This window comes from Tranquillimonas rosea (genome assembly GCF_900111315.1).
GTDB lineage: Bacteria > Pseudomonadota > Alphaproteobacteria > Rhodobacterales > Rhodobacteraceae > Tranquillimonas > Tranquillimonas rosea.
The window spans coordinates 148,014-171,864 of record NZ_FOGU01000002.1 but is presented as its reverse complement, the minus strand read 5'-3'; the positions used below and the strand labels follow the sequence as shown (position 1 = coordinate 171,864).

Here is a 23,851-nt window from a genome sequence, read left to right as displayed (position 1 = left end):
GGCCGCTTACTGCACGTGTTCCAGGGCGCGGTAGAGCCAGAGTAGCGCAGGCGTCGGCGGCTCGCCCGTATGGTGACATTCGTACTGCCACCCGGTCACGCGACAGAGTGTCCTCAGGCGGTCCTTTCGTTCGGCGAGCCGCGCCAGGTACCGGTCGCGCAGGTCGCCGGCCTTCAGCGTCTCGTGCCGCATGGAACCGCCCATGGATTCGAAAATCGTGCGCCCGTCGAACGGAAACGCCTCTTCCTCGGGGTCGAGAACCTGGACCAGCGCCCCCTTCACGCCGCGATCTGCGGCCTTGGTCAACGCGGCTTCCACCGGCTCCATGTCGCCCAGGAAATCCGACACGAACAGCGCGCGCGACCGCGGCAGCATACCCCGCGCCTCGGGCGTGCCGTAATCGGGGACATCCTCGGCCTCGCCCAGGGCGCTCGCCAGCCGCAAGAGCTGCACGGGACCGGCGCGGGGCGGCAGGCCGAAGCCCGACAGGCCTACACGCTCGCCCCCGTGGATCAACAGGATCGCCGCCGCCATCGCCAGCAGCCGCGCGCGGTCGCCCTTCTGGGGCACGTTTCGGCCCGAGGTGAAGGACATCGACCGGGCGTTGTCGACCCAGATCAGCACCGATTGCGCCGCCTGCCATTCCTTCTCGCGCACGAAATGGGCGTCGGACCGGCCGGACCGGCGCCAGTCGACGTTGCGAGCCTCGTCCCCGACCATTGCCGGGCGGTACTGCCAGAACTCGTCGCCCTGCCCCGCGCGGCGGCGACCATGGGCGCCCAGCAGAACCGACTGCGCAAGATGCTGCGCGTCCGCCAGGAGCGGCGGCAGGGGGCTGGCGAGATCTTCGGCCCGTGCGCGGAGGGTGGCGGACGTGGTCACGCGGCGGCCCGTGCCTTCGTCGTCGAGTCGATGACCTCGTGGATGACGTGCTGCAGGCTTTCGCCGCGGGCGCGGGCGGCAAAGGTCAGCGCCATGCGGTGGCTCAGGACCGGCCCCGCCATCGCCGCCACGTCGTCGAGCGACGGGGCGAGCCGCCCCTCGAGCAGCGCCCGCGCTCGGACGGTCAGCATCAGCGCCTGCGCGGCGCGCGGTCCCGGCCCCCAGCCGACATGGGCGCGAACCGGGTCGGGCGCGGTCTCGTCCTCGGGGCGGCAGGCCCGCACGAGGTCGAGTATCGCCTCCACCACGGCATCGCCCACCGGCATCCGTCGCAGCAGCGTCTGCGCCTGCAACAGCTCGGTCTCGGTGAAGACGGCCTGCGCCTCGTCCTCGGCCACGCCGGTCGTCGCCATCAGGATGTCGCGCTCGGTCCCGCGGTCCGGATAGGGCACGTCGATCTGCACGAGGAAGCGGTCGAGCTGTGCCTCGGGCAGCGGATAGGTGCCCTCCTGCTCGATGGGGTTCTGCGTCGCGAGCACGTGGAACGGCTTGCCGAGGGCGTGGGGCTGACCGGCGACGGTCACGGATTTCTCCTGCATCGCCTGAAGCAGCGCCGACTGCGTGCGCGGGCTGGCGCGGTTGATCTCGTCCGCCATCAGCAGCTGGCAGAAGATCGGCCCCTCGATGAAGCGGAACGCGCGGCTGCCGTCATCGGCGGTCTCGAGCACCTCGGAGCCGAGGATGTCGGCGGGCATCAGGTCTGGGGTGAACTGCACTCGCGCGCCGTCGAGCCCCATCACCGTGCTCAACGTCTCGACAAGGCGGGTCTTGCCCAGCCCCGGCAGCCCGATCAGCAGGCCATGTCCGCCGCACAGGAGGGCCGAAAGGACGAGATCGACGACGACCGGTTGGCCGATGAAGCGCCGCGTGATCGAGGATTTCGCCGCGGCCAACTTTTCGCCGAGCGCCTCGATATCGGCGACCAGGGGCTCGGCATTCACGTCGGCCATGACAGATCTCCTTCGGCGCACTATCTGCGGGTGAAGGTATTGCCGCACGAACGATAGGCAAAAGCAATGAGCGCACAAAACATCGTGAAACCCTCGGCCGACGATCTGGCGTCAAGCGCACAGGCTGCCGCGAAAAAGGGCGGATTGCCGCCGGTGCACCTGTGGGATCCCCCGTTCTGCGGCGATCTGGACATGCGGATCGCCCGCGACGGGACGTGGTTCTACCAGGGCACGCCGATCGGCCGCCCGGCGCTCGTCCGCCTGTTCTCGACGATCCTCAAGGTCGAGGACGGCGCGTACTTCCTTGTCACGCCGGTCGAGAAGGTCGGCATCACCGTCGACGATGCCCCCTTCGTGGCGCAGGACTTCACCGCCGACGGCGACGGCGCCGCACAGGTCATCACCTTCGTCACGAATGTCGGGGACAGCGTGGCCGCCGGGCCGGACCACCCGATCCGCGTGGTCCGCGACGCCGAGACCGGCGAGCCTGCGCCCTACGTCATGGTCCGCGCCGGGCTGGAGGCACTGATCGACCGCAAGAGCTTCTACCGGCTGGTGGATATCTGCGAGACGCAGCGGCACGAGGGCACCGATTGGTTCGGCCTGCACTCGGACGGCGCGTTCTTTCCGGTGATCCCCGCGGACGAACTGCCGGCCTAGCAGCTTTCCTGCTCGGACTTGGACAGCAGGCGGTCGACCTCGTCCTGTCGTTCCTCGTCCATCTGGGCCCGCAGCTTGCGCCGCTCGAAGAAGCCGCTCTTCTGGTCGGTCGTCGCGCGTTCCGGCACGAAGGTCCGAGAGCCGTCGACCCAGCCGAGGAAGAAGCAGCGGCGCCCGCCGACAAGGTGCGCGGTGTGCCCGGACGCGGCCACGACCGTCAGGTCGAGCTTGTCGATCTGCATCTCGTCGACATTCCCGTGAAGCCGCGATGCCGCGCGCACCAGGATGTCGCGGAAGCTGCCCATGTCGAGGAACTCGCCCGATTGCAGCGGGCCCTGTGTCGTGCCCTTGGTGGGCGTCGACAGGTCGTCGGAACTGACCTCGTAACGGTCGACGATGTTGGCCGTCAGTTCCTCGCCGCCGCTCGATATCTTGGCGATGACGTTGACGACGTAGATCGGCTCGGCGCCCATGTTGCTGACGAAGCAGCGGGCATGTTCACCCTCGCCCGCGCCACGGTTGATGAGCAGCATGGACTGCCTTTGGCGCAGGAAGTTCATCAGGAAGACCTGAAGATAGCCGACCCAGACGAACAGCATCACCACGTTGATGATGACGTTCAGCCCTGCACTGTTGGCGGACAACCACTCCACACCTGCCTCCTGCGCGTTCCCGTCCCCGGTGACGGCGCAACGTCGCAGGCAGGCAGTGTGGTTCCACGACGAACGTGAATCAGCCGCGATTGTCCTCGTCGTCCGACGAGTCGTCGTCCGGCAGGTTGAAGAAGCTGTCGGCGTCGGGAACGTCGTCCTCGACGTTCTCTTCGTATTCCTCGCCAGTCTCGGACAGGCTGAAGGTCTCCAGACCCGAGATCGCGGTGGGCATCTTCGGCTCGGCCGGCATCTCGAGGCTCTGCTCGGTCGACACCAGCTTGCGGCGCTCGTCGTCGGACATGACCTCGCCCTCGCGGGCGCGACGCTCGGCCGCCTTCTGCACGGACTGGTCCAGCTCGGACTGCTTGCAGAGCCCCAGCGCGACCGGGTCGATCGGCTGGATGTTGGCGATGTTCCAGTGCGTCCGCTCGCGGATCGACTGGATCGTCGGCTTGGTGGTGCCGACCAGCTTCGACACCTGCCCGTCGGTCAGCTCGGGGTGGAACTTGACCAGCCACAGGATAGCGGCGGGGCGGTCCTGACGCTTGGACAGCGGCGTGTAGCGCGGCCCGCGACGCTTTTCCTCGCCCACCGCGGCAGCGTTGAACTTGAGCTTGAGCTTGTGCACCGGGTTCTGCTCGCCCTTGTCGATCTCTTCCTGCGTCAGCTGGTTGTTCGAGATCGGATCGAAGCCCTTCACGCCGGCGGCCACGTCGCCGTCCGCGATGCCCTGCACCTCGAGCTCGTGCAGGCCGCAGAAATCGGCGATCTGCTTGAAGCTCAGCGTCGTGTTGTCCACCAGCCAGACAGCGGTGGCTTTCGCCATGATCGGTTTGTTCATCGCTCGGCGTCTCCTTTCCCGGGTCCCCCCGACAACGGCTCCGCAGGCCGGAGAAAACGGCTGGTCCCACTGGACCCTTACCACGTTTTCGGGGAAGTTGACGCGCATATAGTCTCTGACCGGTCCGGAGAAAAGAGCAAATGCGCTGGCTTGCCGTGCTCATGGCCCTTGCGTCACCCGCCCTCGCCGAGGGCGAGCGGGCCGGCGATTTCGACTATTTCGTGCTCGCGCTCAGTTGGCAGCCCAACTGGTGCGCGCGCGAGGGCGACGCCCGCGACGCCCCCACATGCGCCCCCGAGGCGGATGCCGGCTGGACGGTGCACGGCCTCTGGCCGCAATACGAGACCGGCTGGCCCAGCTACTGCGACACCGGGATGCGCGATCCCACGCGGGACGAGACCGCGGCCGAGGCCGACATCTTCGGCTCGGCCGGGTCGGCGTGGTACCAGTGGAAAAAGCACGGCCGCTGCGCCGGATTGCCGCCCGAGGATTATTTCGCCACCGTCCGCCGGGCCTATGAAGGCGTCACCCGGCCCGACGTGTTCCGGCGGCTGCAAGAGGCGGTCCGCCTGCCGGCGCGCGTGGTCGAGGAAGCGTTCCTCGAAGCAAATCCCGACCTTGCCCCGGACATGCTGACCATCACCTGCACCTCCGGCCAGATACAGGAGGCGCGGCTCTGCCTGACGCAGGGGCTCGAACCGCGGACCTGCGGCGCCGATGTCGTCCGCGACTGCAGCGACAGCGACGCGCTGCTCTACCCCGTCCGGTGAGCGCACGGCAGACGCCGGTGCCCTAAATCGTGATTCTTGCCCTAGCGTAATTCTGTTACGGTGCCCTCAACGCGCGGTCGCCCCGCGCCTTTGGCGGCAGGGCCGGACCGCTGCGTTTCGCAGACAGGAGGTTCTTGCGATGGTCAAGACGATTGAAAACCCGGCATCCCTGACAGCCATCGGGATCGGGCGTGCGGCAAACCACCTCGGCGCCAGTTTCAAGAAGATCGGATCCCGACGGGATGGAGAGCCGGTCGAGCTGCCGCAGGTGCGCGACATGGCCCTCGGCGACATATCCGACGCGCTCCGGCTAGGCATGGAGGATTTCATGCGGTTCCGGGCGGACGTGATCTTTCTGGTGCTGCTCTACCCGATCATGGGGCTCGTGCTGGCCGGGATAGGGCTGCAGCTCGACATGCTGCCGCTGCTGTTCCCGGTGGTCTCGGGCTTTGCCCTGCTCGGCCCGCTCGCCGCAGTCGGCGTCTACGAGATGAGCCGCCGGCACGAAAAGGGACTGAGCGCGAACTGGGGCAGCGCCTTCGCCGTCTTCGGCTCGACCGCGTTTCCCGCGCTGTTCGTCATGGGCATCGTAATGGTCGGACTGTTCATCCTGTGGATGATGGCCGCCTACCTGATCTTCACGCTCACCCTCGGCCCCGCGACACCGGCATCGGCGGGCGCGTTCTTCACCGAGGTGCTGACGACCGGCGCGGGCTGGACGATGACGCTGGTGGGCATAGTGGTCGGCGCCGCCTTCGCCGCCGTCGCGCTGGCGCTCAGCATCGTGTCGTTCCCGCTTCTGCTCGACCGCGAAGTGGGCGTTCCCGCGGCCATAAAGACCTCGATCGCGGTCACGCGCCGCAACCCGGTGGTCGTGGGCGCCTGGGGCCTGATCGTGGCCGGCGGCCTGGTGGTCGGGTCGATCCCGCTGCTGCTTGGGCTGGTGCTGGTCATGCCGATCTTCGGGCATGCCACCTGGCACCTCTACCGCCGGGCGCTGGACTCCTGAGACCGGCCGCGCGCCGCCCCCCCGGCGGCGCGCGGTCCCGTCGCTACAGGGTCAGGATCGTCTGGCCGGTCGTCTCGCGCGCCTCGAGCGCGCGATGCGCGTCGCCCACCCGTTCCAGCGGAAAGGACTGTCCGACCCGGATCGTCACGGCCCCCGACAGCACCTTGTCGAACAGGGCGCGCGCCATGTCCTGGCAGGTCTGGGGGTCGCTGATATGCGTGAACAGCGTCGGCCGGGTCAGCTTCAGCGATCCGCGGCTGGCCAGCATCGTCAGATCGACCGGCGGCACCGGCCCCGAGGCATTGCCGAACGACATCATCATGCCCAGCGGCCTGAGGCAGTTCAGCGACGCCTCGAACGTGTCCTTGCCGATCGAGTCCATCACGGCGTCGACCCCGCGCCCCTCGGTGATCTCCTTCACCCGCGCCTCGAAATCCTCGGTGCGGTAGTTGATGCAGTGCGCGGCCCCGTGATCCAGCGCAAGCTGGCACTTCTCGTCCGATCCCGCGGTGCCGATCAGCGTGATGCCCTCGGACCGCGCCCATTGACAGGCGATCAGACCGACACCCCCGGCAGCGGCGTGGAACAGCACCGTGTCGCCCTTCGACAGAGGCGTCGTGCGGGCAAAGAGGTATTCCGCCGTCATGCCGTTGAGCATCATGGCCGCGCCATCCTCGAAGCTGATGCCATCGGGCAGCGGGCAGACCTGCGCGGCGGGCATCACCCGTTCCTCGCAATAGGCGCCCGGCGGGGCCGAGGCATAGGCGGCCCGATCGCCCGCCCTGAGATGCGTGACGCCCTCGCCCACGGCCTCGACGATGCCCGAGGCCTCCATACCCAGGGCATGCGGATAGTCCAGCTTGTAGAGCCCTGTGCGCTGATAGACGTCGATGAAGTTCAGGCCGCATGCCTTGTGACGGATGCGTATCTCGCCCGGCCCCGGGTCTCCGACCTCGACATCCCGGATCTCGAACTTCTCGGGCCCGCCGGCCTCTGTCACGAAAGCGGTTCTCGCCATCGGTCCTCCACTTGGTCCTGTCGCAGCGTCAGCCGGCGACCTTCAACACGATCTTGCCGATATGGCCCGACTCCTCCATCCGCCGATGCGCTGCGGCAGCGTCCGACAGGGGATATTCGCTGTCGTGGATCGGGCCGATCTTGCGTGCGTCCAGCAGGGGCCAGACTTCGTGCAGAAGCGCCTCGGCGATCTTCGCCTTGGCTATGTCGGATTGCGGGCGCAGCGTCGAGCCGGTGATGGTCTGCCGCCGCACCATGAGCGGGGCGAAGTTCACCTCGGCCTTGGGACCGCCCAGGAACGCGATCTGCACCAGCCGCCCATCTTCGGCCAGCGCCTTGAGATTGCGTGGAATGTAGTCGCCGCCCACCATGTCGAGGATCACGTCGGCCCCGCCGACGCCCTTCATCACATCGACGAAATCCTCTTCGCGGTAATTGATCGCCCGTTCGGCGCCCAACCGTTCGCAGGCGGCGCACTTGTCGGCCGAACCGGCGGTGGCGAACACCCGCGCCCCCCGCTCGCGCGCCAGCTGGATGGCGGTGGTGCCGATCCCCGAGGAGCCGCCATGCACCAAGAGCCGCTCACCGGCCTGCAGCGCGCCGCGCTGGAACACGTTGCTCCAGACGGTGAAATACGTCTCGGGCAGACACGCGGCCGCGCGCATGTCCATCCCGCGCGGCACCCGAAGGGCATGAGCGGCGGGGGTGGCAACATACTCGGCGTATCCGCCGCCGGGCAGCAGCGCGCAGACCTTGTCGCCCACTGCCCACTGGTCGACGCCGTCGCCAAGCGCGACGACCTCGCCCGACGCCTCGAGCCCCGGAAGGTCACTGGCGGTTGGCGGCGGCGCGTAGGCGCCCGCACGTTGCAGCGCGTCGGGGCGGTTCACCCCGGCAAAGGCGACGCGGATCACGATCTCGCCCTGGCGCGGCCGCGGCACGGGCCGGCGCACGGGCGTCAGGACCTCCGGGCCGCCGGGTTCCGAGATTTCGACGGCGGTCATTTCGTCTGGCAGGCTCATTGCGGTCCCTCGCTTGTCGGTCGCGCCCCGTGATGACCCCGGAGCCGACCGGTCGCAAGATCAGCTCTCGCTGTTCCAGCTGCCCGGCATGTCGACCTTGGGCATGCGACGCGGGGGGCGGACCCGGCTCAGCGCCCAATTCGGCCCGGCAAGCAGGGTGCGCATGACCGGGTTCGCGTTGACGCTCGCCTTGGCCTTCTCGAAGCGCATCACGTCCTCAATCCGGCGCTCGAGAAAGGACCATGTCGCCTGGTTTTCGAGGCTCTCGTCGCCCAGCCAGTAGAGCACGGTCGAGCCGTAGACGCCGGACAGCGTGGCGCGCTTGGTGTACCAGTTGATGTCGTCCGAGGGATCGCCCAGCACCGTCCAGATCAGGTCGGCGGTGTCCCAGATCGCCCGGCTGCCGGCCGCCGCGTGCTGCGGCAAGGCAAAGAGCGAGGTCGCCCGACGGGCCGCTTCCTTGTCCTCGATCGCTTCTATCCGGGTGCGCACGGCACGGATGATTTTCTCGCGCACCTTGAGATCGTCGAGCGGCTCGCGGCGCAGCCGCCGCTCCATCTCGGCATCGCCGCGCCGGTGAAAGGCCAGCGCCATGTCGACGCCGCCGCGCGGGAACAGCGCCCGCGCCTCGGACAGGTCGACCCCGGCATCGCGGGCCGCCGCGCGCAGCGTCGCGTCGGACCAGCCGTCGAAGGCAACGTGGATCAGGGCCGCGTCGATCAGGCGGTCTTCCGGGGTCGCTGTCTCGCTCATCGGGTGCTCCTCCATGTGGCATGGCAAGGTCACAGGTTCGCAGGATCATGTAGCGAAACGTTCGGCCGCGACCAGCCCCACTGCACGGTGGACACAGGGGGCGATGGTTGTTAGATACAGGCCTCCTGCAGTTTTCCTGTAACTCAAACCTAGAAAGGTGGTGACAACCACATGCAGGTCAGCGTTCGCGACAACAATGTCGATCAGGCGCTTCGCGCCCTGAAGAAGAAGCTCCAGCGTGAGGGCGTCTTCCGCGAGATGAAGCTTCGGCAACATTTCGAGAAGCCCTCCGAGAAGAAGGCGCGGGAAAAGGCCGAGGCCGTCCGCCGTGCCCGTAAGCTCGCGCGCAAGAAGGCGCAACGCGAAGGGCTCCTTTAAGGCACAAGCCCCGAACTCTGGGTGGCCGCAAGGCCACCGAACTGGCGACCCCCGGGCTGAGAAGCTTCGGGGGTTTGTCTTGTCCGGGTGGCGGGCCAACACGACCGCGCCACCCGACCGTCAGCCTCACACCGGCGAGGATGGCGGCGTGTCGCGCATCCGCAGGGCATCGCGGATCTCGATCAGAATGTCCTTTTCGGACGGGCCTGCCGGTGCCTCTTCGGTCGCCTCGGCCTTCGCCTTGCGCTCTGCCGCTTCCTTCACGCGGTTCACGCCCTTGACCAGCAGGAACACCACGAAGGCGATGATCAGGAAATTGATCACCGCCATGATGAAGCTGCCATAGGCGAACACCGCCGCGCCGGCGTCGCGCGCGGCCTGGAGCGAGGCATGATCCCCGCTCCCGCCCAACACGAGGAACATGTTGGAAAAATCGATCCCCCCGATGATCAGCCCGATGATCGGGTTGATGAGATCGGCGACGAGCGAGCTGACGATGGCGGTGAACGCCGCGCCGACGATGATGCCGACGGCCATGTCCATGACATTCCCGCGCGAAATGAACTCCCGGAATTCCTGAAGCATGTTGTCCTCATGAAAAGGTGCCGCGTCCCGAAGCGGCTGCGCACACCGTGTATCACACCAGCGCGCGAAATTGGCCCTTTCTGATGCGCCGGTCGCGCTTACCTCCTTCCCCGACGACGTAAAGAGGAGCCCACCCCATGGCCGACCTGTCCGCCTTTCCGATCACCAAGCGCTGGCCCGCCGAGGACCCGTCCAGGATCCAACTCTATTCCTTCCCGACACCGAACGGCGTGAAGGCCTCGATCGCTCTGGAAGAGCTCGGCCTGCCCTACGAGGCGCACAAGGTGTCGCTGTCGGACACCGACGTGAAGAGCCCGGAATTCCTGTCGCTGAACCCGAACAACAAGATTCCCGCGATGATCGACCCGGACGGGCCGGACGGCGGCCCGATCGACCTGTTCGAATCCGGCGCCATACTGATCTACCTCGCGGAAAAGACCGGCAAGCTCATGCCCAAGGGGGCCGAGCGCTATGACGTGCTCAAGTGGCTCATGTTCCAGATGGGCGGCGTCGGCCCGATGTTCGGGCAGCTCGGCTTCTTCGTGAAGCTCGGCGGCAAGGACATCGAGGATCCCCGCCCGCGGGAGCGCTACATCAGCGAGGCGCGGCGCCTGCTGGACGTCGTCGAGAGCGAACTTGCCGACCGGGACTGGATCGCCGGCGCGTACAGCATCGCCGACATCGCGCTGGCGCCCTGGCTCAACGCGCTGGATTTCTACGGAGCGAAGGACATGGTCGGCTGGGGCGAACTGAGCCGAGTCCCGGCCTATGTCGACCGGTTCTACGCGCGGCCGGCGGTTCAGCGGGGCAAGGAGATCCCGCCCCGCGACTGACTCTCAGTCCCGCTTGTTCTGGCGGTGATAGGCGGCCGTCGTCTCGATCAGGACGTCGAGGAAGGCCCGCAGCCGCGCGGTGACAGATTGCGGCGAGGGGTAGACGAACAGGATCTCCCGCTTCGCCGCGTCCCACTCGGGCAGCAGGCGCAGGAGCCGCCCGGCGGCGATGTCGTCGCGCGTCAGAAACTCGGGCAGCATCGCGACGCCGCCCCCCGCCAGCGCGGCGTCGCGGCAGCTGAGCGGCGAGCCGAAGGTCATCACCCCGATGACATCGACACCGCGCGTCGTGCTACCCCGCTCGAACACCCAGTGATTGCGCCGCGGCCCCAGCGTGATCGCCGGAAGCTCGCTCAGCTTGTCCGGGGTCGCCGGCTGGCCGCCCGACACGACCGACGGCGCCGCCACCGGGACCGTCTGCCCGCGCGTGAGCGTGCGCACGACGAGGTCGCTGTCGGCCAGTGGCCCATAAGTGATCGCGCCGTCGAACCCCTCTTCCAGAAGATCGGGCAGCCGGTCGAGAAAGACGAATTCCAGCGTCAGGTCCGGATGGCGTTCACGGCACAACGCCGCGACGCGCCCCAGCACGTAGATTCCGTAAAAGCTTGGCGCCGCGATCCTGAGGTGACCGACGGGTTCCCGGTTCGACAGGCCGATGTCGCGCCGGATCGTCTCGGCCTCGTGCAGAAGGCGATCCGCCCTGTGCGCCAGCAGGTCGCCCTCGGGCGTTACTCGCATCCGGCGCGTCGTCCGCTCGACCAAGCGAACGTCGAGCGCGGTCTCGAGATCGCGGACCCGCTTCGACACGGTCGACTTTGGCACCTGCAACAGCCGCGCGGCCGCAGAGAAGCTGCCCGCGCGCACCACGCTGCGGAACACCTTCAGCGCGACGAGGTCGATTTCATCATCCATGATTTTGCACGATCAATCCATAATTCGCCCACTTGTCCATGCTGGTGTTCGACCAAATAACAGGGCGACGCAAGTCATTCCCCGGAGCTGCCACCGATGTCGGAACATCAGAACCCGTCGCGGGTCGTCACGGCCGCGATTCTCGCCTCGTCGAGCCTTACCGTGATGGCGAACGCCACCATCTCGCCGGGTCTCGCGGGGCTCGAGGCGCATTTCTCGGACGTTCCGAACATCCGGACTCTGGCGGGGCTGGTGGTCACGCTGCCGTCGTTGTTCGTCATCCTCTTCGCCGGGCTGTTCGGCTGGCTCGCCGACCGTTTCGACCGGCGGCACCTTCTGGCGATCGGCATGGTGATCTATGCCATCGGCGGCGTCTCGGGCATCTTCCTGTCGTCGATCGAAAGCATCCTCGTCGGCCGGGCGATCCTGGGGGTGGGCGTCGCGGGGACGATGACGCTGGCGATCACCCTGGCCGGGGACATGTGGCAGGGCGAGGCGCGGCAGCGCTTCCTGGGCCTCCAGGCCAGTTCGATGGCGGCGGGCGGCGCGATCTTCATGACGATCGGCGGGGTGCTGGCCAGCCTCGACTGGCGGTATCCGTTCCTCGTCTATCTCTTCGCCATCCCCATCGCGATCCTCGTCCAGATCGCCCTGGCACCGGTGAACACGCGCCCGCAGGGCAACGCCGACGGCAGCGGCAACACGCAGGCGCGCGAGCCGTTCCCCTGGGCGCGCCTCGGCCCCGTCTACCTGGCCGCCGTGCTTTTCATGGTCGCCTTCTACCTCGTGCCGACCCGCCTGCCCTTCCTGCTGTCCGACCTTGGCGTGACCTCGCCCAGTGCGGTCGCGATGGCGATGGCCGGGGCGACACTGGTGTCGATTCCCGGCTCGGCCTTCTATGGCCGCCTGCGCAGGTATCTCTCTGGCCTCGGGGTCTTCGGGCTGGGCTTTTCGCTGATGGGGCTGGGACTCTTGACGATCAGCCAGTCGGGCGGGCTGGCCGGCGCGCTGCTGGGCACGCTCATCATGGGCAGCGGGATGGGCACGCTGATGCCCAACTTCAGCACCTTCATCATGAACCGCCTGCCCGACTCGCAGCGCGGCCGCGGATCGGGCCTGCTGACGACCTCGATCTTCTCGGGACAGTTCCTGTCGCCCATCCTTTCGGCCCCGGTGGGCGAGGTCGTCGGGCTTCAGAACGTGTTCATCGTGTTCGGCGGCGTCGTGCTTTTGATCGGGCTGTGCCTGGCGGTCGCCGCCATGCGGGCCCCCGGCCCGATGCAGCGCCCGGCCGAGGCCTGAGCGCCTATTCCGCCGCCCGCGCGGCGCGGTCGGGCAGCGCGCCCGTCAGCACGTAGCGCAGGATCTCGACCACCTGCTCGGGCTCTTCCGCAACGGCCAGAGCCGCGGCGTCGACCTCTTTCAGGGCGTGCTGATGCTCGGGCGGATGCAGCACCACCAGCGCCTTGCCGAGGGCCGAGGCATAGCCGGCATCGAAGGCAGCGTTCCACTGCTTGTACTTGTCGCCAAAGCGCACGACGACGACATCCGCCTGCTCGATCCCGCGGCGGGTCCGGATCGCGTTGAGCTTGGCGCCCTTGTGATCGTGCCAGAACTTCTGGTCCTCGGCCCCGAGGATCGCGACGCCGCAATCGTCGCTCGCACCGTGGTCGGTGACCGGCGCATCGAAGCTCACGTCCAGATCGCGCGCGCCCACCGTGATGCGCTCGCGCCAGTCGCTGTGGATTTCACCTGACAGATAGACCTTCAGCGTCATGCCATCCTCCGTTCCCTGACGCCCGGGATCATAGGGCGCCCGGGCCGGCGGGGCCAGCACCGCTCAGCCCCGCAAGGTTCCGCCGGTGGCATTGCGCACCTTCTCGACCACCTTTTCGCCCACGGCCTCGATGTCCTCGTCCTTGAGCGTGCGGTCGGTGGGCTGCAGGCGCACCGTGATCGCGAGGGACTTCTTGCCCTCGCCCAGGCTGCCGCCCTCGAACTGGTCGAACACGCGGACCTCCTCGATCAGGGCCTTGTCCGCCCCCTGCGCCGCGTTCACCAGCGTCAGCGCCTCGACATCGCTGTCGACCACGAAGGCGAAGTCACGCTCCACCGCCTGCAGGGTCGCGGCCTGTAGCGCCGGCCGCCCCGAGGCGGTCTTGCGCGGCAGCGGGATTTCTTCGGGCCACAGCGTGAACGCCACCGCGGGCCCCTTCACGTCGAGCGCCTCTAGCACGCGCGGATGCAGCTCGCCGAACACGCCCAGCACCTTCTTCGGGCCCAGGCAGATCATGCCGTGGCGCCCCGGATGCCACCACTCCGAGGCACCGCGCAGGATCTGGACCTTCGCCGGCGCGCCGATGGCGCCCAGCACCGCCTCGGCATCGGCCTTGGCGTCATAAAGGTCGACCGCCCGGTTCGCGCCGTGCACGTCCTTGGGGCCGGTCCGGCCGACCAGTAGGCCGCTGACCAGAAGGTGCTGCTGTCCGGGTTCGCCACCGTGGAAGGCCGGCCCCACCTCGAACAGGGCCAGGTCGGCATTGCCCCGCGCCTGGTTGCGCGCCGCCGCCTGCAACAGCCCCGGCAGCAGCGCCGGACGCATGTGGCTCATCTCGGACGAGATCGGGTTCTCCAGCATCGTCGCATCGTCGCCCCCGCCGAAGAGCGCGGCCGCGGCGGCGTCGATGAAGGAATAGGTCACGCACTCGTTGTAGCCGAGCGCGGCGCAGGTCCGCCGCGCGGTGCGCTCGCGCACCTGGATCTGCGTCAGGATCGGCGCCGGGACGCCGGCCGTGGCGCGCGGCAGCGGCGTGCCTTCCAGCCGGGTCAGCGACGCGACCCTCGCGACCTCTTCGACGAGGTCCGCCTCGCCCATCACGTCGGGCCGCCAGGTCGGGACATGCGCCATGTCCCCGTCCAGCCGGAACCCCAGCGCCTCCAGCGTCGCGCGCTGGCTCTCGGCGGGGATCTCCATGCCGACGAGGCTCTGCACCCGGTCGGTATCCAGACGATACGCGCGCGAGACATCCGGCACCGCGCCCGCCTCGATCACCTCGGACGGCTCTCCGCCGCACAGCGCCAGGATCATCGCGGCAGCGTCGTCCAGTCCCTGCCGGTTGTAGCCGGGATCGATCCCCCGTTCGTTGCGGTAGCGCGCGTCCGAGTTGATCTTCAGCGCCCGCCCGGTATGGGCGATCCGGACATGGTCCCAGTAGGCACATTCGAGCAGCACATCCGTCGTCTCCTCGATGCAGCCGGTCGCCTCGCCCCCCATGATCCCGGCAAGGCTGACGACGCCGGTGTCGTCGGAAAAGACCAGCGCGCCCTCGGGCATCGCGTAGGTGCGCTCGTCCAGCGCCTCGAGCTGTTCGCCACCCTGCGCCGCGTGGATCGTCAGGTCGCCCTTGATCTTGCCGGCGTCGAAGACGTGCAGCGGCCGGTTCCGGTCGAAGGTGAAGAAGTTGGTGATGTCGACCAGCGCCGAGATCGGCCGCAGACCGATCGCCTTGAGCCGCTCCTGCAGCCATTGCGGGCTGGGACCGTTCTTCACACCGCGGATATAGCGGCCGTGGAACACCTTGGCGCCGTCCGCGTCCGCGGCGATGCTCACGCCGACCGGGCTGGGGAAGCCGCTCTCGACGGTCTCTTCCTTCAGCGGCTTCAGCGTGCCGAGACCGCGCGCCGCGAGATCCCGCGCGATGCCGTGGACGCCAAGCGCGTCGGGGCGATTCGGCGTGATGCCGATCTCGATGACGGGGTCGACCTTGGCGGGGTCGTTCTCGGCCAGCCAGTCGGAAAAGCGCTGCCCGACCTCGCCCGAGGGCAGTTCGATGATGCCGTCATGCTCGTCCGACAGCTCGAGCTCCCGCTCCGAGGCCATCATGCCGTGGCTCTCGACACCCCGGATCTTGCCGACCTTGATCTCGGTATCGATGCCGGGAACGTAGGTGCCGGGCTTGGCGACGACGACGGTGATCCCCTCGCGCGCGTTCGGGGCGCCGCAGATGATCTGCTTCTCGCCCTCGTCGGTGGCGACGGTGCAGACCCGCAGGCGGTCGGCATCGGGATGCTGCTCGGCGGCCGTGACGTAGCCCAGGGTGAAATCCGTCAGCCGGTCGGCCGGGCTTTCGATCCCTTCCACTTCGAGCCCGAGATCCGTCAGCGCCTCGGCGATCTCGGCGACGCTCGCGGTGGTGTCGAGGTGATCCTTGAGCCAGGAGAGGGTGAATTTCATCGCGGCAATCCTCGGGTCTGACCGGCGTCTGGCGGCGCATCGCCCTGCCGGCAAATTGGAAACGGTTCACGGGACGGCGGGCGGGGCGAGGCCCGCAGGGCGAGCGCCGTCCCGCCGGAGCGGCCTCTCAGAGCCCCCCGTGCAGCGTCGGCACCTGCAGCGCGCCGAAGCCGTAATGGCGGAGCCAGCGCAGGTCGCTGTCGAAGAAGGCCCGCAGATCGGGGATGCCGTATTTCAGCATCGCGATGCGGTCGATTCCCATGCCGAAGGCAAAGCCCTGCCATTCGTCCGGGTCGATCCCGCCCGAGCGCAGGACATGGGGATGCACCATCCCCGAGCCCAGCACCTCGAGCCAGTCGTCGCCCTCGCCGACCTTCACCGTGCCGCCCTCGAAGCTGCACTGGATGTCGACCTCGGCCGAGGGTTCGGTGAAGGGGAAGTGCGAGGCGCGGAAGCGGGTCTTCACGTCGGTGCCGAAATAGGCCGAGAAGAACGATTCCAGCACCCATTTCAGGTTCGCCATGCTGATGTCGCGGCCCAGCGCCAGGCCTTCGACCTGGTGGAACATCGGCGTGTGCGTCTGGTCGTAATCCGCGCGATAGACCCGGCCCGGCGCGATCACGCGGCACGGGGCGCCGTAGGTCTCCATGTGCCGGATCTGCACCGGCGAGGTATGGGTCCGCAGCACGTGGGGCGGGCGCTCGTCGCCCTCGGCCCGGTGCATGTAGAACGTATCCATCTCGGCCCGCGCGGGATGGTGCGAGGGGATGTTGAGCGAGTCGAAGTTGTACCAGTCGCTCTCGACCTGCGGCCCCTCGGCCACGGCAAAGCCCATGTCGGCGAAGATCGCCGTCACCTCTTCCCAGACCTGGCTGACGGGGTGAATGGTGCCCTGGCGCCGGGGCCGCCCCGGCAGCGTCACGTCCAGCCACTCGGCCTTCAGCCGCTCGTCCAGAGCCGCGTCCGCCAGCGCAGCCTTCTTGGCTGCGAGCGCCGCGTTCACCTCGTCCTTCAGGGCGTTCAGCTTGGGGCCCGCCTCCTTGCGCTCTTCGGGCGTCATCTTGCCCAGTTCGCGCATCTGCAGGCTGATCTCGCCCTTCTTGCCCAGCGCGGCGACCCGCAGCTCCTCGAGCGCGGCCTCGTCCGCCGCCTCGGCGATCAGGCCCAGATACTTGTTCCTCAGATCGTCCATCGCTCACGCCTCTCGCTCTGCCGGGCCGGGTTACCCATTCGCCGCCACGCGTGCAAGCGCGGTCCCGCGCCCGTCCGGCCGTGCCGGTGACCCGACAAAAAAAGAACGCCGCGGAGACCTCCGCGGCGTTCCATTCAGATCGTCCTGTCCCGCGGAATCAGGCCAGCGCGGCCTTCGCCTTGTCGACGATGGCGCCGAACGCCTCGGGCTCGTGCACGGCGAGATCGGCCAGGACCTTGCGGTCCACCTCGATCCCGGCCAGCGACAGGCCGTTGATGAAGCGGCTGTAGGTCAGCGCCTCGTCGTGGCTGCGGACCGCGGCGTTGATCCGCTGAATCCACAGCGCGCGGAAGTTGCGCTTGCGCGCCTTGCGGTCCCGCGTGGCGTACTGGTTCGCCTTGTCGACCGCCTGCGTGGCGGTGCGGTACGCGGTCGAGCGGCGGCCATAATAGCCTTTCGCCGCCTTCAGGACCTTCTTGTGGCGGGCGTGGGTCGTCGTACCACCTTTGACTCGTGCCATGTCAGGGTCTCCTTAGCGCGCGTAGGGCATGTAATGCTTCTTGACCGTCTTCTGGTCGGGCTCGGCAAGCACCTGGGTGCCGCGTGCGTCGCGGATGAACTTGGTCGTCCGCTTGATCATGCCGTGCCGCTTGCCGGCCTGGCCGCCGACAACCTTGCCACGCGCGGTGACCTTGAAGCGCTTCTTGGCGCTCGACTTCGTCTTCATCTTGGGCATTTCCGTCTCCTCGTCTGAAGCGGTGAGAACGGCGACGCTCGGCATGCCACGTGGGCCGGCCCCGCCGGATGAGACGGTGCGCATACACGCTGCGCCGCGCCATGACAAGAGCCGTGCGCCTAGTTCACCACCTTCGCGGCGACGCGGGTGAAGACGTCCGGCAGCTGCGCCAGGGAATAGCCGCCGGGATGCATCGAGACGGCCCAGACGATCGCCCCGCCGCCGATGACCAGCAGCACCGCCGCCAGCCGCGGCGGACGCGATTCGGAATAGGCCGAGACGAGCGAGGGGAAGGACAGCGCGGCGCACAGGACGCCGACAACAAGCACCGTATCAGCGTCCATCCCGTAGCCTCCCCTTCCCTCGCTGGCGAGGCTACTCCGGGTCGGTATTGAAGATCAATCGCTCCTCGCAGGGTGCCACGCGGAGAATGTTGGTCGTTCCCGGCATGTTGAAGGGCACACCCGCGGTGACGACGATCTGGTCCCGCTCGCCGGCGAAACCCTCGCGCCGGGCCGCGCGGGCGGCGTTGACCACCGCCATCTTGAACCGCTCCAGCTCACCGGTGATGACGCAGTGCATCCCCCAGCTCAGGCACAGGCGCCGGGCCGTCGACGTCAGGTGCGTCATCGCGATGATCGGCACGTGCGGCCGCTCGCGCGCGACCAGCAGGGCGGTGGTGCCCGACTGCGAGAAGCAGCAGATCGCCTTGATGTTGGTGGTCTCGGCGATCTCGCGCGCGGCCGAGACGATGGCGTCGGCCACCGTATCCTTCCGCCCGCCCCGACTGGCATCCATCACCTCGCGGAAGGTCGGGTCGCTCTCGACCTCGCGGGCGACGTTGTCCATCGTCGTGACCGCCTCGATCGGATAGGAGCCCGCCGCGGATTCGGCCGACAGCATCACCGCATCGGTGCCTTCGTAGATCGCGGCGGCCACATCGGACACCTCGGCCCGGGTGGGCATCGGCGAATCGATCATCGATTCCAGCATCTGCGTGGCCACGATCACCGGCTTGGCGGCGGCGCGGCACTTGCGGATCAGGCGCTTCTGGATTGGCGGCACGTTCTGCACCGGCAGCTCGACGCCCAGATCGCCGCGGGCGACCATGATTCCGTCGCTGACCGACAGGATCTCGTCGAACGCGTTCACGGCCGCCGGTTTTTCGATCTTCGACAGGATCGCGGCCCGACCGTTGGCCAGGTCGCGGGCCTCCCACACGTCGTCGGGCCGCTGGACAAAGCTCAGCGCCAACCAGTCGACGCCCAGTTCGCAGACGAATTCCAGGTCCTTGCGGTCCTTCTCGCTCAGTGCGGCGAGCGGCAGGACCACGTCGGGCACGTTCACGCCCTTGCGGTTCGAGATCGTGCCACCGACGACGACCTCGCACTCGGCATGCTCGCGCGAGCACTCAATGACTTTCAGGCGGATCTTCCCGTCATTGACCAGAAGCCGCGACCCTGCTTCCAGTGCGGCGAAGATCTCGGGATGCGGCAGGCGTACGCGGGTGGAGTCGCCCTCGGCCTCGTCCAGGTCCAGCCGGAAGGTCTGACCCTCGACCAGTTCCTCCTCGCCGTTGGCGAAGACGCCGACGCGCAGCTTCGGGCCCTGCAGGTCGGCGAGGATGGCGATCGGGCGGCGCTTCTCGGCCTCGATCTTGCGGATCATCTCGTGCCGCGCCCGGATTTCGCTGTGGTCCCCGTGGCTCATGTTCAGACGGAACACGTCGGCGCCCGCCTCGAACAGCGCCCTGATCGTGTCGTAGTCGTTCGATGCCGGCCCCAGCGTGGCGACGATCTTTACATTGCGCAGGCGTCTCATCACATCCTCATGGTCCGGGCCGCCGTCGCGCGGCACATCCGCGTTATGGCGGCTGTGACCCCACCTGACAACCGCACGAACGCAGCATTGTGACCGCTAACGACAGTCATTTCGCGGCGCCCACCGCTTGACGCGGCCCGCCGGCCCGCGCAGCTAGACAACGACCCGTATCGGAGGAGACCGTCATGGACGACCAGACCCGGATCGAACTCGAGGCCGCCGCCTTCCGACGGCTGCGCGATCACCTGGCCGAGCGCACGGACGTGCAGAACATCGACATGATGAACCTTGCCGGGTTCTGCCGGAACTGTCTGTCGCGCTGGTACCAGGAGGCCGCGAACGAGCGCGGCATCGAGATGACCAAGGAAGAAGCCCGCGAGGCGTTCTACGGCATGCCCTACGACGAGTGGCGCGCCAAGCATCAGACCGAGGCCAGCGCCCAACAGCAGGCCGCGTTCTCGAAAACCCACGGCTGAAGCCGGGGCGCGGCCGGCCTCGCGCCGGCCGCACCACTGTCAGGGTCTGGTCAGACCGCCGTCTTGCGGCTTTCGTCGAGGTAGATTTCGCGCAGACGCCGGGCGACCGGGCCCGGCGTGCCGTCGCCAAGCGCGGTGCCGTCGATCTCGACCACCGGCATCACGAAGGTCGATGCCGAGGTGATGAACGCCTCGTCGGCCTCCTTCGCCTCGTCCAGGGTAAAGGCGCGCTCTTCGACCTTCATCTGCGCCTCCTTGGCGAACCGAAGGACCGCGGCGCGGGTGATCCCGTGCAGTATCTCGGTGCCCAGATGGCGGGTGATGATCGTCCCGTCCTTGACGATGTAGGCGTTGTTCGAGGTGCCTTCGGTGACGTGGCCCTCCTCGGTCATCCAGGCGTCGTCGGCGCCCGCGGCCTTGGCCATCATCTTGCCCATCGACGGATACAGCAGCTGCACCGTCTTGATGTCGCGGCGGCCCCAGCGCTGATCCTCGATCGAAATGACCTTCATCCCGGTCTGCGCCTTGGGATTGTCGGCAAGCCCCGGCTTTGCCTGCGTGAACAGCACGATCGTCGGCGTCGGATCCTCGGGATAGGCGAAATCCCGGTCGGCGGCGCCGCGCGTGATCTGGAGATACACCAGCCCGTCCTCTATGCCGTTCGCGCTGACGAGTTCGCGGTGCACCGCCAAGAGATCGTCGCGCGAGATCGGGTTCGGCATCTCCAGCTCGTTCAGCGACCGCTCGAGCCGCGCGGCGTGGCCGTCGAAGTCCAGAAGCTTGCCGCCGATGACGCTGGTGACCTCGTAGACGCCGTCGGCGAAAAGAAAGCCTCGGTCGAATATCGACACGGTTGCCTGCTCTTCCGGCAGATACTCTCCGTTGACATAGACGGTGCGGCTCATCTCGGTCTCCTTTGGTGCCGGTCCGACCGGCTAAATCGTGTCAGCGGGGCGGTGTCAGCCCCAGAGCGCCGGCTCGGACGGATGCACGCCGGCCTCGTCGAAACAAAGCGGCGCGTCGCGGTCTTCCGCCAGCAGGAGCGGCCCGTCAAGATCGGTCACCTTGGCGCCCTGCGCGACGAGCACCGCCGGCGCCATCGCCAGCGACGACCCGACCATGCAGCCCACCATGACGGCGTAGCCCCCGGCGTGGGCGGCGTCCCGCAGCGCGAGCGCCTCGGTCAGGCCGCCGGTCTTGTCCAGCTTGATGTTCACCATGTCGTACTTGCCCTCGAGCGCGGGCAACGACGCGCGGTCGTGGCAGCTTTCGTCGGCGCAGACGGGGATCGGGCGCGCGATCTCGGCCAGCATGTCGTCCTCGCCGGCGGGTAGCGGCTGCTCGACCATCTCGACGCCCAGCCGAAGGAGGTGCGGCGCGAGATCGCTGTAGACCTCGGCGGTCCAGCCCTCGTTCGCATCGACGATGATCCGTGCGTCGGGGGCGCCCTCGCGCACGGCCTCAAGCCGGGGCATGTCGTCGGGCGTGCCGAGCTTGATCTTCAGAAGCGGGCGGTGTGCCGCCGCCGCCGCGGCCTCACGCATCTGGTCCGGCTCTTCCAGCGACAGCGTATAGGCCGTGACCTCGGGCCCCGGAGCCGGCAATCCGGCAAGCTCCCACGCGCGCTTGCCGGCGCGCTTCGCCTCCCAGTCCCAGAGCGCGCAATCCACCGCGTTCCGGGCCGCACCGGGGGGCAACGTGTCCTGCAGGGTGGCGCGGTCGATGTCGGGTGCCAGCCCCTCGATCTGGGCGGCGACGCTGTCGAGCGTCTCGTCATAGCGCGCATAGGGCAGGCATTCGCCCCACCCTTTCACGCCATCGCGGTCGACCGTCACGCTGATCACGCGGGATTCGGTGCGCGACCCGCGCGAGATGGTGAACGCGCGGGCCAGTCGAAACGTGTCGCGGCTGACGGTGATCATGCCGGCAGCGCGTCCACCAGCCGCTCGGCGCCGTGGCGATAGGGATCGACCGTGGGCAGGCCCATGCGATCCTCGATCTCGCGCAGCAGCAGCTCGGCCTCGTCGTCGCCGAGCGCGGCGGTGTTCACCGAGATGCCAGTGACCTGCACGGCCGGGTTGGCGATCCGCGCCAGCGGCAGGACCGTGTCGCGCAGCTGTTCCAGCGTCGGCAGATCGTAATCGGGCAGGCCGCGCATGTGGGTCCGCGTCGGCTCGTGGCACAGGATCAGCGCGTCCGGTTGCCCCCCGTGGATCAGCGCCATCGTCACGCCGGAATACGAGACGTGGAACAGGCTGCCCTGCCCCTCGATGTGGTCCCAGTGATCGAGCTCGTTGTCGGGCGTGAGCCATTCGACGGCGCCGGCCATGAAGTCGGCGATCACCGCATCCAGCGGCACGCCCTCTCCGGTCACGAGGATGCCTGTCTGCCCCGTCGCGCGGAATGAGGATTTCAGGCCGCGCTTCTTCATCTCCATGTCCATGGCGAGCGCGGTGTACATCTTGCCGACCGAGCAGTCGGTCCCCACGGCGAGGCAGCGCTTGCCGCCGCGCTTCTTGCCGTCGGCGATGGGGTAGCGGACGGTGGGCACGCGCACGTCGTGCAGCGCCCGGCCGTGTTCCTTGGCCGCCGCGACAAGCTCGGGCTCGTCCCGGAGCAGGTTGTGCAGGCCGCTGGCCACATCGAAGCCCTGGGCCAGAGCGTCCTTCAGGACGGCCTTCCAGCTTTCGGCGATCACGCCGCCCCGGTTGGCAACGCCGATGACCAGCGTCTTGACCCCGGCCGACTTCGCCTCTTCCAGCGTCATGTCCGGCAGGCCCATGTCGGCGTTGCAGCCGGGCAGCCGGAACTGGCCGACGGCATTGTCCGGCCGCCAGTCGCGGATGCCCTGGGCAACCTTCGCGGCCAGCCGGTCGGGCGCGTCGCCCAGGAACAGAAGATACGGTGTCTCGATCATCGAAGGGACCTTTCAAGCTGCGCGCCAAAGTCAGCACGCCGACCCGCGGACTGCAAGCCGACAAACTATTTGTCCCGGTTATCCATCCTCAGGCGCCCAAATGCCGAGCATCGGGATGCTGTTGCGCAGCGAAGCGCAGTTTCCTAACAATGCAGAAAGCCAAGGCGAAACAAAATTACCCGGAGCCTCTCGAATGTCCTTCCGCATCCAGCCCGCCCCGCCCGCGCGCCTGAACCGCTGCCAGCTTTTCGGGCCAGGGTCCCGCCCGTCGATCTTCGAAAAGATGGGTAAGAGCGAGGCCGACGTCATCAACCTCGACCTCGAGGATTCCGTGGCGCCCGACGACAAGGCCGAGGCGCGCGCGAACATCGTGCAGGCCATCGGCGACGTCGACTGGGGCGAGAAGACGCTGAGCGTGCGGATCAACGGGCTCGACACGCCCTACTGGTACCGCGACGTGGTGGACATGCTGGAACAGGCGGGCGACCGGCTGGACCAGATGATGATCCCCAAGGTGGGCAACGCGGCCGACGTCTATGCCGTCGATGCGCTCGTCACCGCCGTCGAGGCCGCGGCCGGACGCAAGCGGCCGATCGCGCTGGAGGTCATCATCGAAACCGCCGCCGGCATCGCCCATGTCGAAGAGATCGCCGCCGCCTCGCCGCGCCTGGCCGCGATGAGCCTGGGCGCCGCGGACTTCGCCGCCTCGATGGGCATGGCGACGACCGGAATCGGCGGCACGCAGGAGAACTATTACATGGCGCGCGAGGGGCAGAAATACTGGTCCGACCCGTGGCACTGGGCGCAGGCCGCCATCGTGGCCGCCTGCCGGACCCACGGCGTGCTGCCGGTGGACGGCCCCTTCGGCGACTTCTCGGACGACGAGGGCTTTCGCGCGCAGGCGCTGCGGTCTGCGACGCTCGGGATGGTCGGCAAGTGGGCCATCCATCCCAAGCAGGTCGCACTCGCCAACGAGGTGTTCACCCCGACCGAGACCGCCGTGACCGAGGCGCGCGAAATCCTCGAAGCGATGGAAGAGGCCAAGCGGACCGGTCAGGGCGCCGCGGTCTACAAGGGCCGGCTGGTCGACCTCGCCTCGATCCGGCAGGCCGAGGTCATCGTGCGCCAGGCCGAGATGATCGGCACCTGA

The 23,851-nt window shown here is 68.0% G+C and carries 27 protein-coding genes; 8 read left to right on the top strand and 19 right to left on the bottom strand.

Annotated features, from left to right (window positions below):
* Positions 1-6 precede the first annotated feature (6 nt).
* Positions 7-882 carry a DUF58 domain-containing protein gene (locus BMZ25_RS03900; protein WP_092688727.1) on the bottom strand — a complete coding sequence of 292 codons (876 nt, stop codon included), beginning with the start codon at positions 880-882 and terminating at the stop codon, positions 7-9.
* The gene (locus BMZ25_RS03895; protein ID WP_092688724.1) at positions 879-1,892 is read right to left on the bottom strand and encodes an AAA family ATPase; all 1,014 of its coding nucleotides are present in this window, start codon (positions 1,890-1,892) and stop codon (positions 879-881) included. The genes BMZ25_RS03900 and BMZ25_RS03895 overlap by 4 nt, the downstream gene beginning before the upstream one ends.
* A 66-nt stretch (positions 1,893-1,958) precedes the next feature.
* On the opposite strand from BMZ25_RS03895, the gene BMZ25_RS03890 reads away from it, so the two are divergent.
* Positions 1,959-2,552, top strand: a complete 594-nt coding sequence (locus BMZ25_RS03890) for a DUF1285 domain-containing protein (RefSeq protein WP_092688722.1) — start codon at positions 1,959-1,961, stop codon at positions 2,550-2,552.
* Here the strand turns inward: BMZ25_RS03890 and BMZ25_RS03885 are convergent.
* A complete protein-coding gene (locus tag BMZ25_RS03885) occupies positions 2,549-3,205 on the bottom strand; it encodes a hypothetical protein (RefSeq protein WP_092688719.1) in 657 nt (218 codons plus the stop codon). The genes BMZ25_RS03890 and BMZ25_RS03885 overlap by 4 nt on opposite strands.
* 79 nt (positions 3,206-3,284) lie before the next feature.
* Positions 3,285-4,046: a DUF1013 domain-containing protein gene (locus BMZ25_RS03880; protein ID WP_092688716.1), complete on the bottom strand. Its 762-nt coding sequence runs from the start codon at positions 4,044-4,046 to the stop codon at positions 3,285-3,287.
* Positions 4,047-4,186: 140 nt separating this feature from the next.
* On the opposite strand from BMZ25_RS03880, the gene BMZ25_RS03875 reads away from it, so the two are divergent.
* Positions 4,187-4,816, top strand: coding sequence for a ribonuclease T2 family protein (locus BMZ25_RS03875; RefSeq protein ID WP_092688714.1), 630 nt, complete (start codon positions 4,187-4,189; stop codon positions 4,814-4,816).
* Between the two features lie 139 nt (positions 4,817-4,955).
* Positions 4,956-5,825, top strand: coding sequence for a DUF2189 domain-containing protein (locus tag BMZ25_RS03870; protein ID WP_092688711.1), 870 nt, complete (start codon positions 4,956-4,958; stop codon positions 5,823-5,825).
* Between the two features lie 43 nt (positions 5,826-5,868).
* On the opposite strand, the gene BMZ25_RS03865 is transcribed toward BMZ25_RS03870, so the two are convergent.
* From BMZ25_RS03865 to BMZ25_RS03855, 3 genes are read right to left on the bottom strand one after another with little or no spacing between them, the layout of a single operon-like run.
* Positions 5,869-6,843 (bottom strand): quinone oxidoreductase family protein, encoded by a 975-nt coding sequence (locus BMZ25_RS03865; protein WP_092688708.1) that lies wholly within the window; start codon positions 6,841-6,843, stop codon positions 5,869-5,871.
* Between the two features lie 28 nt (positions 6,844-6,871).
* Positions 6,872-7,864 carry an NAD(P)H-quinone oxidoreductase gene (locus BMZ25_RS03860; protein ID WP_408033423.1) on the bottom strand — a complete coding sequence of 331 codons (993 nt, stop codon included), beginning with the start codon at positions 7,862-7,864 and terminating at the stop codon, positions 6,872-6,874.
* A 60-nt stretch (positions 7,865-7,924) separates the two neighbouring features.
* Positions 7,925-8,617 (bottom strand): COQ9 family protein, encoded by a 693-nt coding sequence (locus BMZ25_RS03855; RefSeq protein ID WP_092688705.1) that lies wholly within the window; start codon positions 8,615-8,617, stop codon positions 7,925-7,927.
* A 171-nt stretch (positions 8,618-8,788) separates the two neighbouring features.
* Between BMZ25_RS03855 and rpsU the strand changes: the two genes are divergently transcribed.
* Complete coding sequence (gene rpsU, locus BMZ25_RS03850; RefSeq protein WP_008885097.1) at positions 8,789-8,995, top strand: 30S ribosomal protein S21; 207 nt, start codon at positions 8,789-8,791, stop codon at positions 8,993-8,995.
* A 126-nt stretch (positions 8,996-9,121) separates the two neighbouring features.
* Here the strand turns inward: rpsU and mscL are convergent, their stop codons facing one another.
* Complete coding sequence (gene mscL, locus BMZ25_RS03845; RefSeq protein WP_092688702.1) at positions 9,122-9,580, bottom strand: large conductance mechanosensitive channel protein MscL; 459 nt, start codon at positions 9,578-9,580, stop codon at positions 9,122-9,124.
* 137 nt (positions 9,581-9,717) lie between these two features.
* Between mscL and BMZ25_RS03840 the strand changes: the two genes are divergently transcribed.
* On the top strand, positions 9,718-10,413 hold the full coding sequence (locus BMZ25_RS03840) for a glutathione S-transferase family protein (RefSeq protein ID WP_092688700.1): 696 nt from the start codon (positions 9,718-9,720) through the stop codon (positions 10,411-10,413).
* 3 nt (positions 10,414-10,416) lie between these two features.
* Here BMZ25_RS03840 and BMZ25_RS03835 read toward each other — a convergent pair whose 3' ends face one another.
* On the bottom strand, positions 10,417-11,325 hold the full coding sequence (locus tag BMZ25_RS03835; RefSeq protein WP_092688697.1) for a LysR family transcriptional regulator: 909 nt from the start codon (positions 11,323-11,325) through the stop codon (positions 10,417-10,419).
* Between the two features lie 96 nt (positions 11,326-11,421).
* Here BMZ25_RS03835 and BMZ25_RS03830 point away from each other — a divergent pair, with 96 nt between their 5' ends.
* Positions 11,422-12,627, top strand: coding sequence for an MFS transporter (locus BMZ25_RS03830; RefSeq protein WP_092688694.1), 1,206 nt, complete (start codon positions 11,422-11,424; stop codon positions 12,625-12,627).
* Positions 12,628-12,631: 4 nt separating this feature from the next.
* Here BMZ25_RS03830 and BMZ25_RS03825 read toward each other — a convergent pair whose 3' ends face one another.
* The 7 genes from BMZ25_RS03825 to pyk form a co-directional block, all read right to left on the bottom strand.
* On the bottom strand, positions 12,632-13,102 hold the full coding sequence (locus BMZ25_RS03825) for a YtoQ family protein (protein WP_092688691.1): 471 nt from the start codon (positions 13,100-13,102) through the stop codon (positions 12,632-12,634).
* A gap of 63 nt (positions 13,103-13,165) precedes the next feature.
* Entirely contained in the window at positions 13,166-15,559 is a 2,394-nt protein-coding gene (gene pheT / locus BMZ25_RS03820) for a phenylalanine--tRNA ligase subunit beta (protein WP_092688688.1), read from the bottom strand.
* A 127-nt stretch (positions 15,560-15,686) separates the two neighbouring features.
* A complete protein-coding gene (pheS, locus tag BMZ25_RS03815) occupies positions 15,687-16,751 on the bottom strand; it encodes a phenylalanine--tRNA ligase subunit alpha (RefSeq protein ID WP_092688685.1) in 1,065 nt (354 codons plus the stop codon).
* 157 nt (positions 16,752-16,908) lie between these two features.
* Entirely contained in the window at positions 16,909-17,271 is a 363-nt protein-coding gene (rplT, locus tag BMZ25_RS03810) for a 50S ribosomal protein L20 (RefSeq protein WP_092688683.1), read from the bottom strand.
* 12 nt (positions 17,272-17,283) lie between these two features.
* On the bottom strand, positions 17,284-17,487 hold the full coding sequence (gene rpmI, locus BMZ25_RS03805; RefSeq protein WP_092688680.1) for a 50S ribosomal protein L35: 204 nt from the start codon (positions 17,485-17,487) through the stop codon (positions 17,284-17,286).
* Between the two features lie 119 nt (positions 17,488-17,606).
* Positions 17,607-17,831 carry a hypothetical protein gene (locus BMZ25_RS03800; RefSeq protein ID WP_092688677.1) on the bottom strand — a complete coding sequence of 75 codons (225 nt, stop codon included), beginning with the start codon at positions 17,829-17,831 and terminating at the stop codon, positions 17,607-17,609.
* Between the two features lie 31 nt (positions 17,832-17,862).
* On the bottom strand, positions 17,863-19,308 hold the full coding sequence (pyk, locus tag BMZ25_RS03795; RefSeq protein ID WP_092688674.1) for a pyruvate kinase: 1,446 nt from the start codon (positions 19,306-19,308) through the stop codon (positions 17,863-17,865).
* 185 nt (positions 19,309-19,493) lie between these two features.
* Here pyk and BMZ25_RS03790 point away from each other — a divergent pair, with 185 nt between their 5' ends.
* A complete protein-coding gene (locus BMZ25_RS03790) occupies positions 19,494-19,784 on the top strand; it encodes a DUF1244 domain-containing protein (RefSeq protein ID WP_092688671.1) in 291 nt (96 codons plus the stop codon).
* Positions 19,785-19,834: 50 nt separating this feature from the next.
* Here the strand turns inward: BMZ25_RS03790 and BMZ25_RS03785 are convergent, their stop codons facing one another.
* Genes BMZ25_RS03785 through dgcN form a run of 3 tightly spaced genes read right to left on the bottom strand, consistent with a single transcriptional unit; the run spans position 19,835 to position 22,701 of the window.
* A complete protein-coding gene (locus tag BMZ25_RS03785) occupies positions 19,835-20,689 on the bottom strand; it encodes a D-amino-acid transaminase (RefSeq protein WP_092688668.1) in 855 nt (284 codons plus the stop codon).
* 54 nt (positions 20,690-20,743) lie between these two features.
* A complete protein-coding gene (gene dgcA / locus BMZ25_RS03780; protein WP_092688665.1) occupies positions 20,744-21,706 on the bottom strand; it encodes an N-acetyl-D-Glu racemase DgcA in 963 nt (320 codons plus the stop codon).
* Entirely contained in the window at positions 21,703-22,701 is a 999-nt protein-coding gene (gene dgcN / locus BMZ25_RS03775; RefSeq protein ID WP_092688662.1) for an N-acetyltransferase DgcN, read from the bottom strand. Before dgcN ends, dgcA begins: the two co-directional genes overlap by 4 nt.
* 193 nt (positions 22,702-22,894) lie before the next feature.
* Between dgcN and BMZ25_RS03770 the strand changes: the two genes are divergently transcribed.
* The gene (locus BMZ25_RS03770) at positions 22,895-23,851 is read left to right on the top strand and encodes an L-malyl-CoA/beta-methylmalyl-CoA lyase (protein ID WP_092688659.1); all 957 of its coding nucleotides are present in this window, start codon (positions 22,895-22,897) and stop codon (positions 23,849-23,851) included.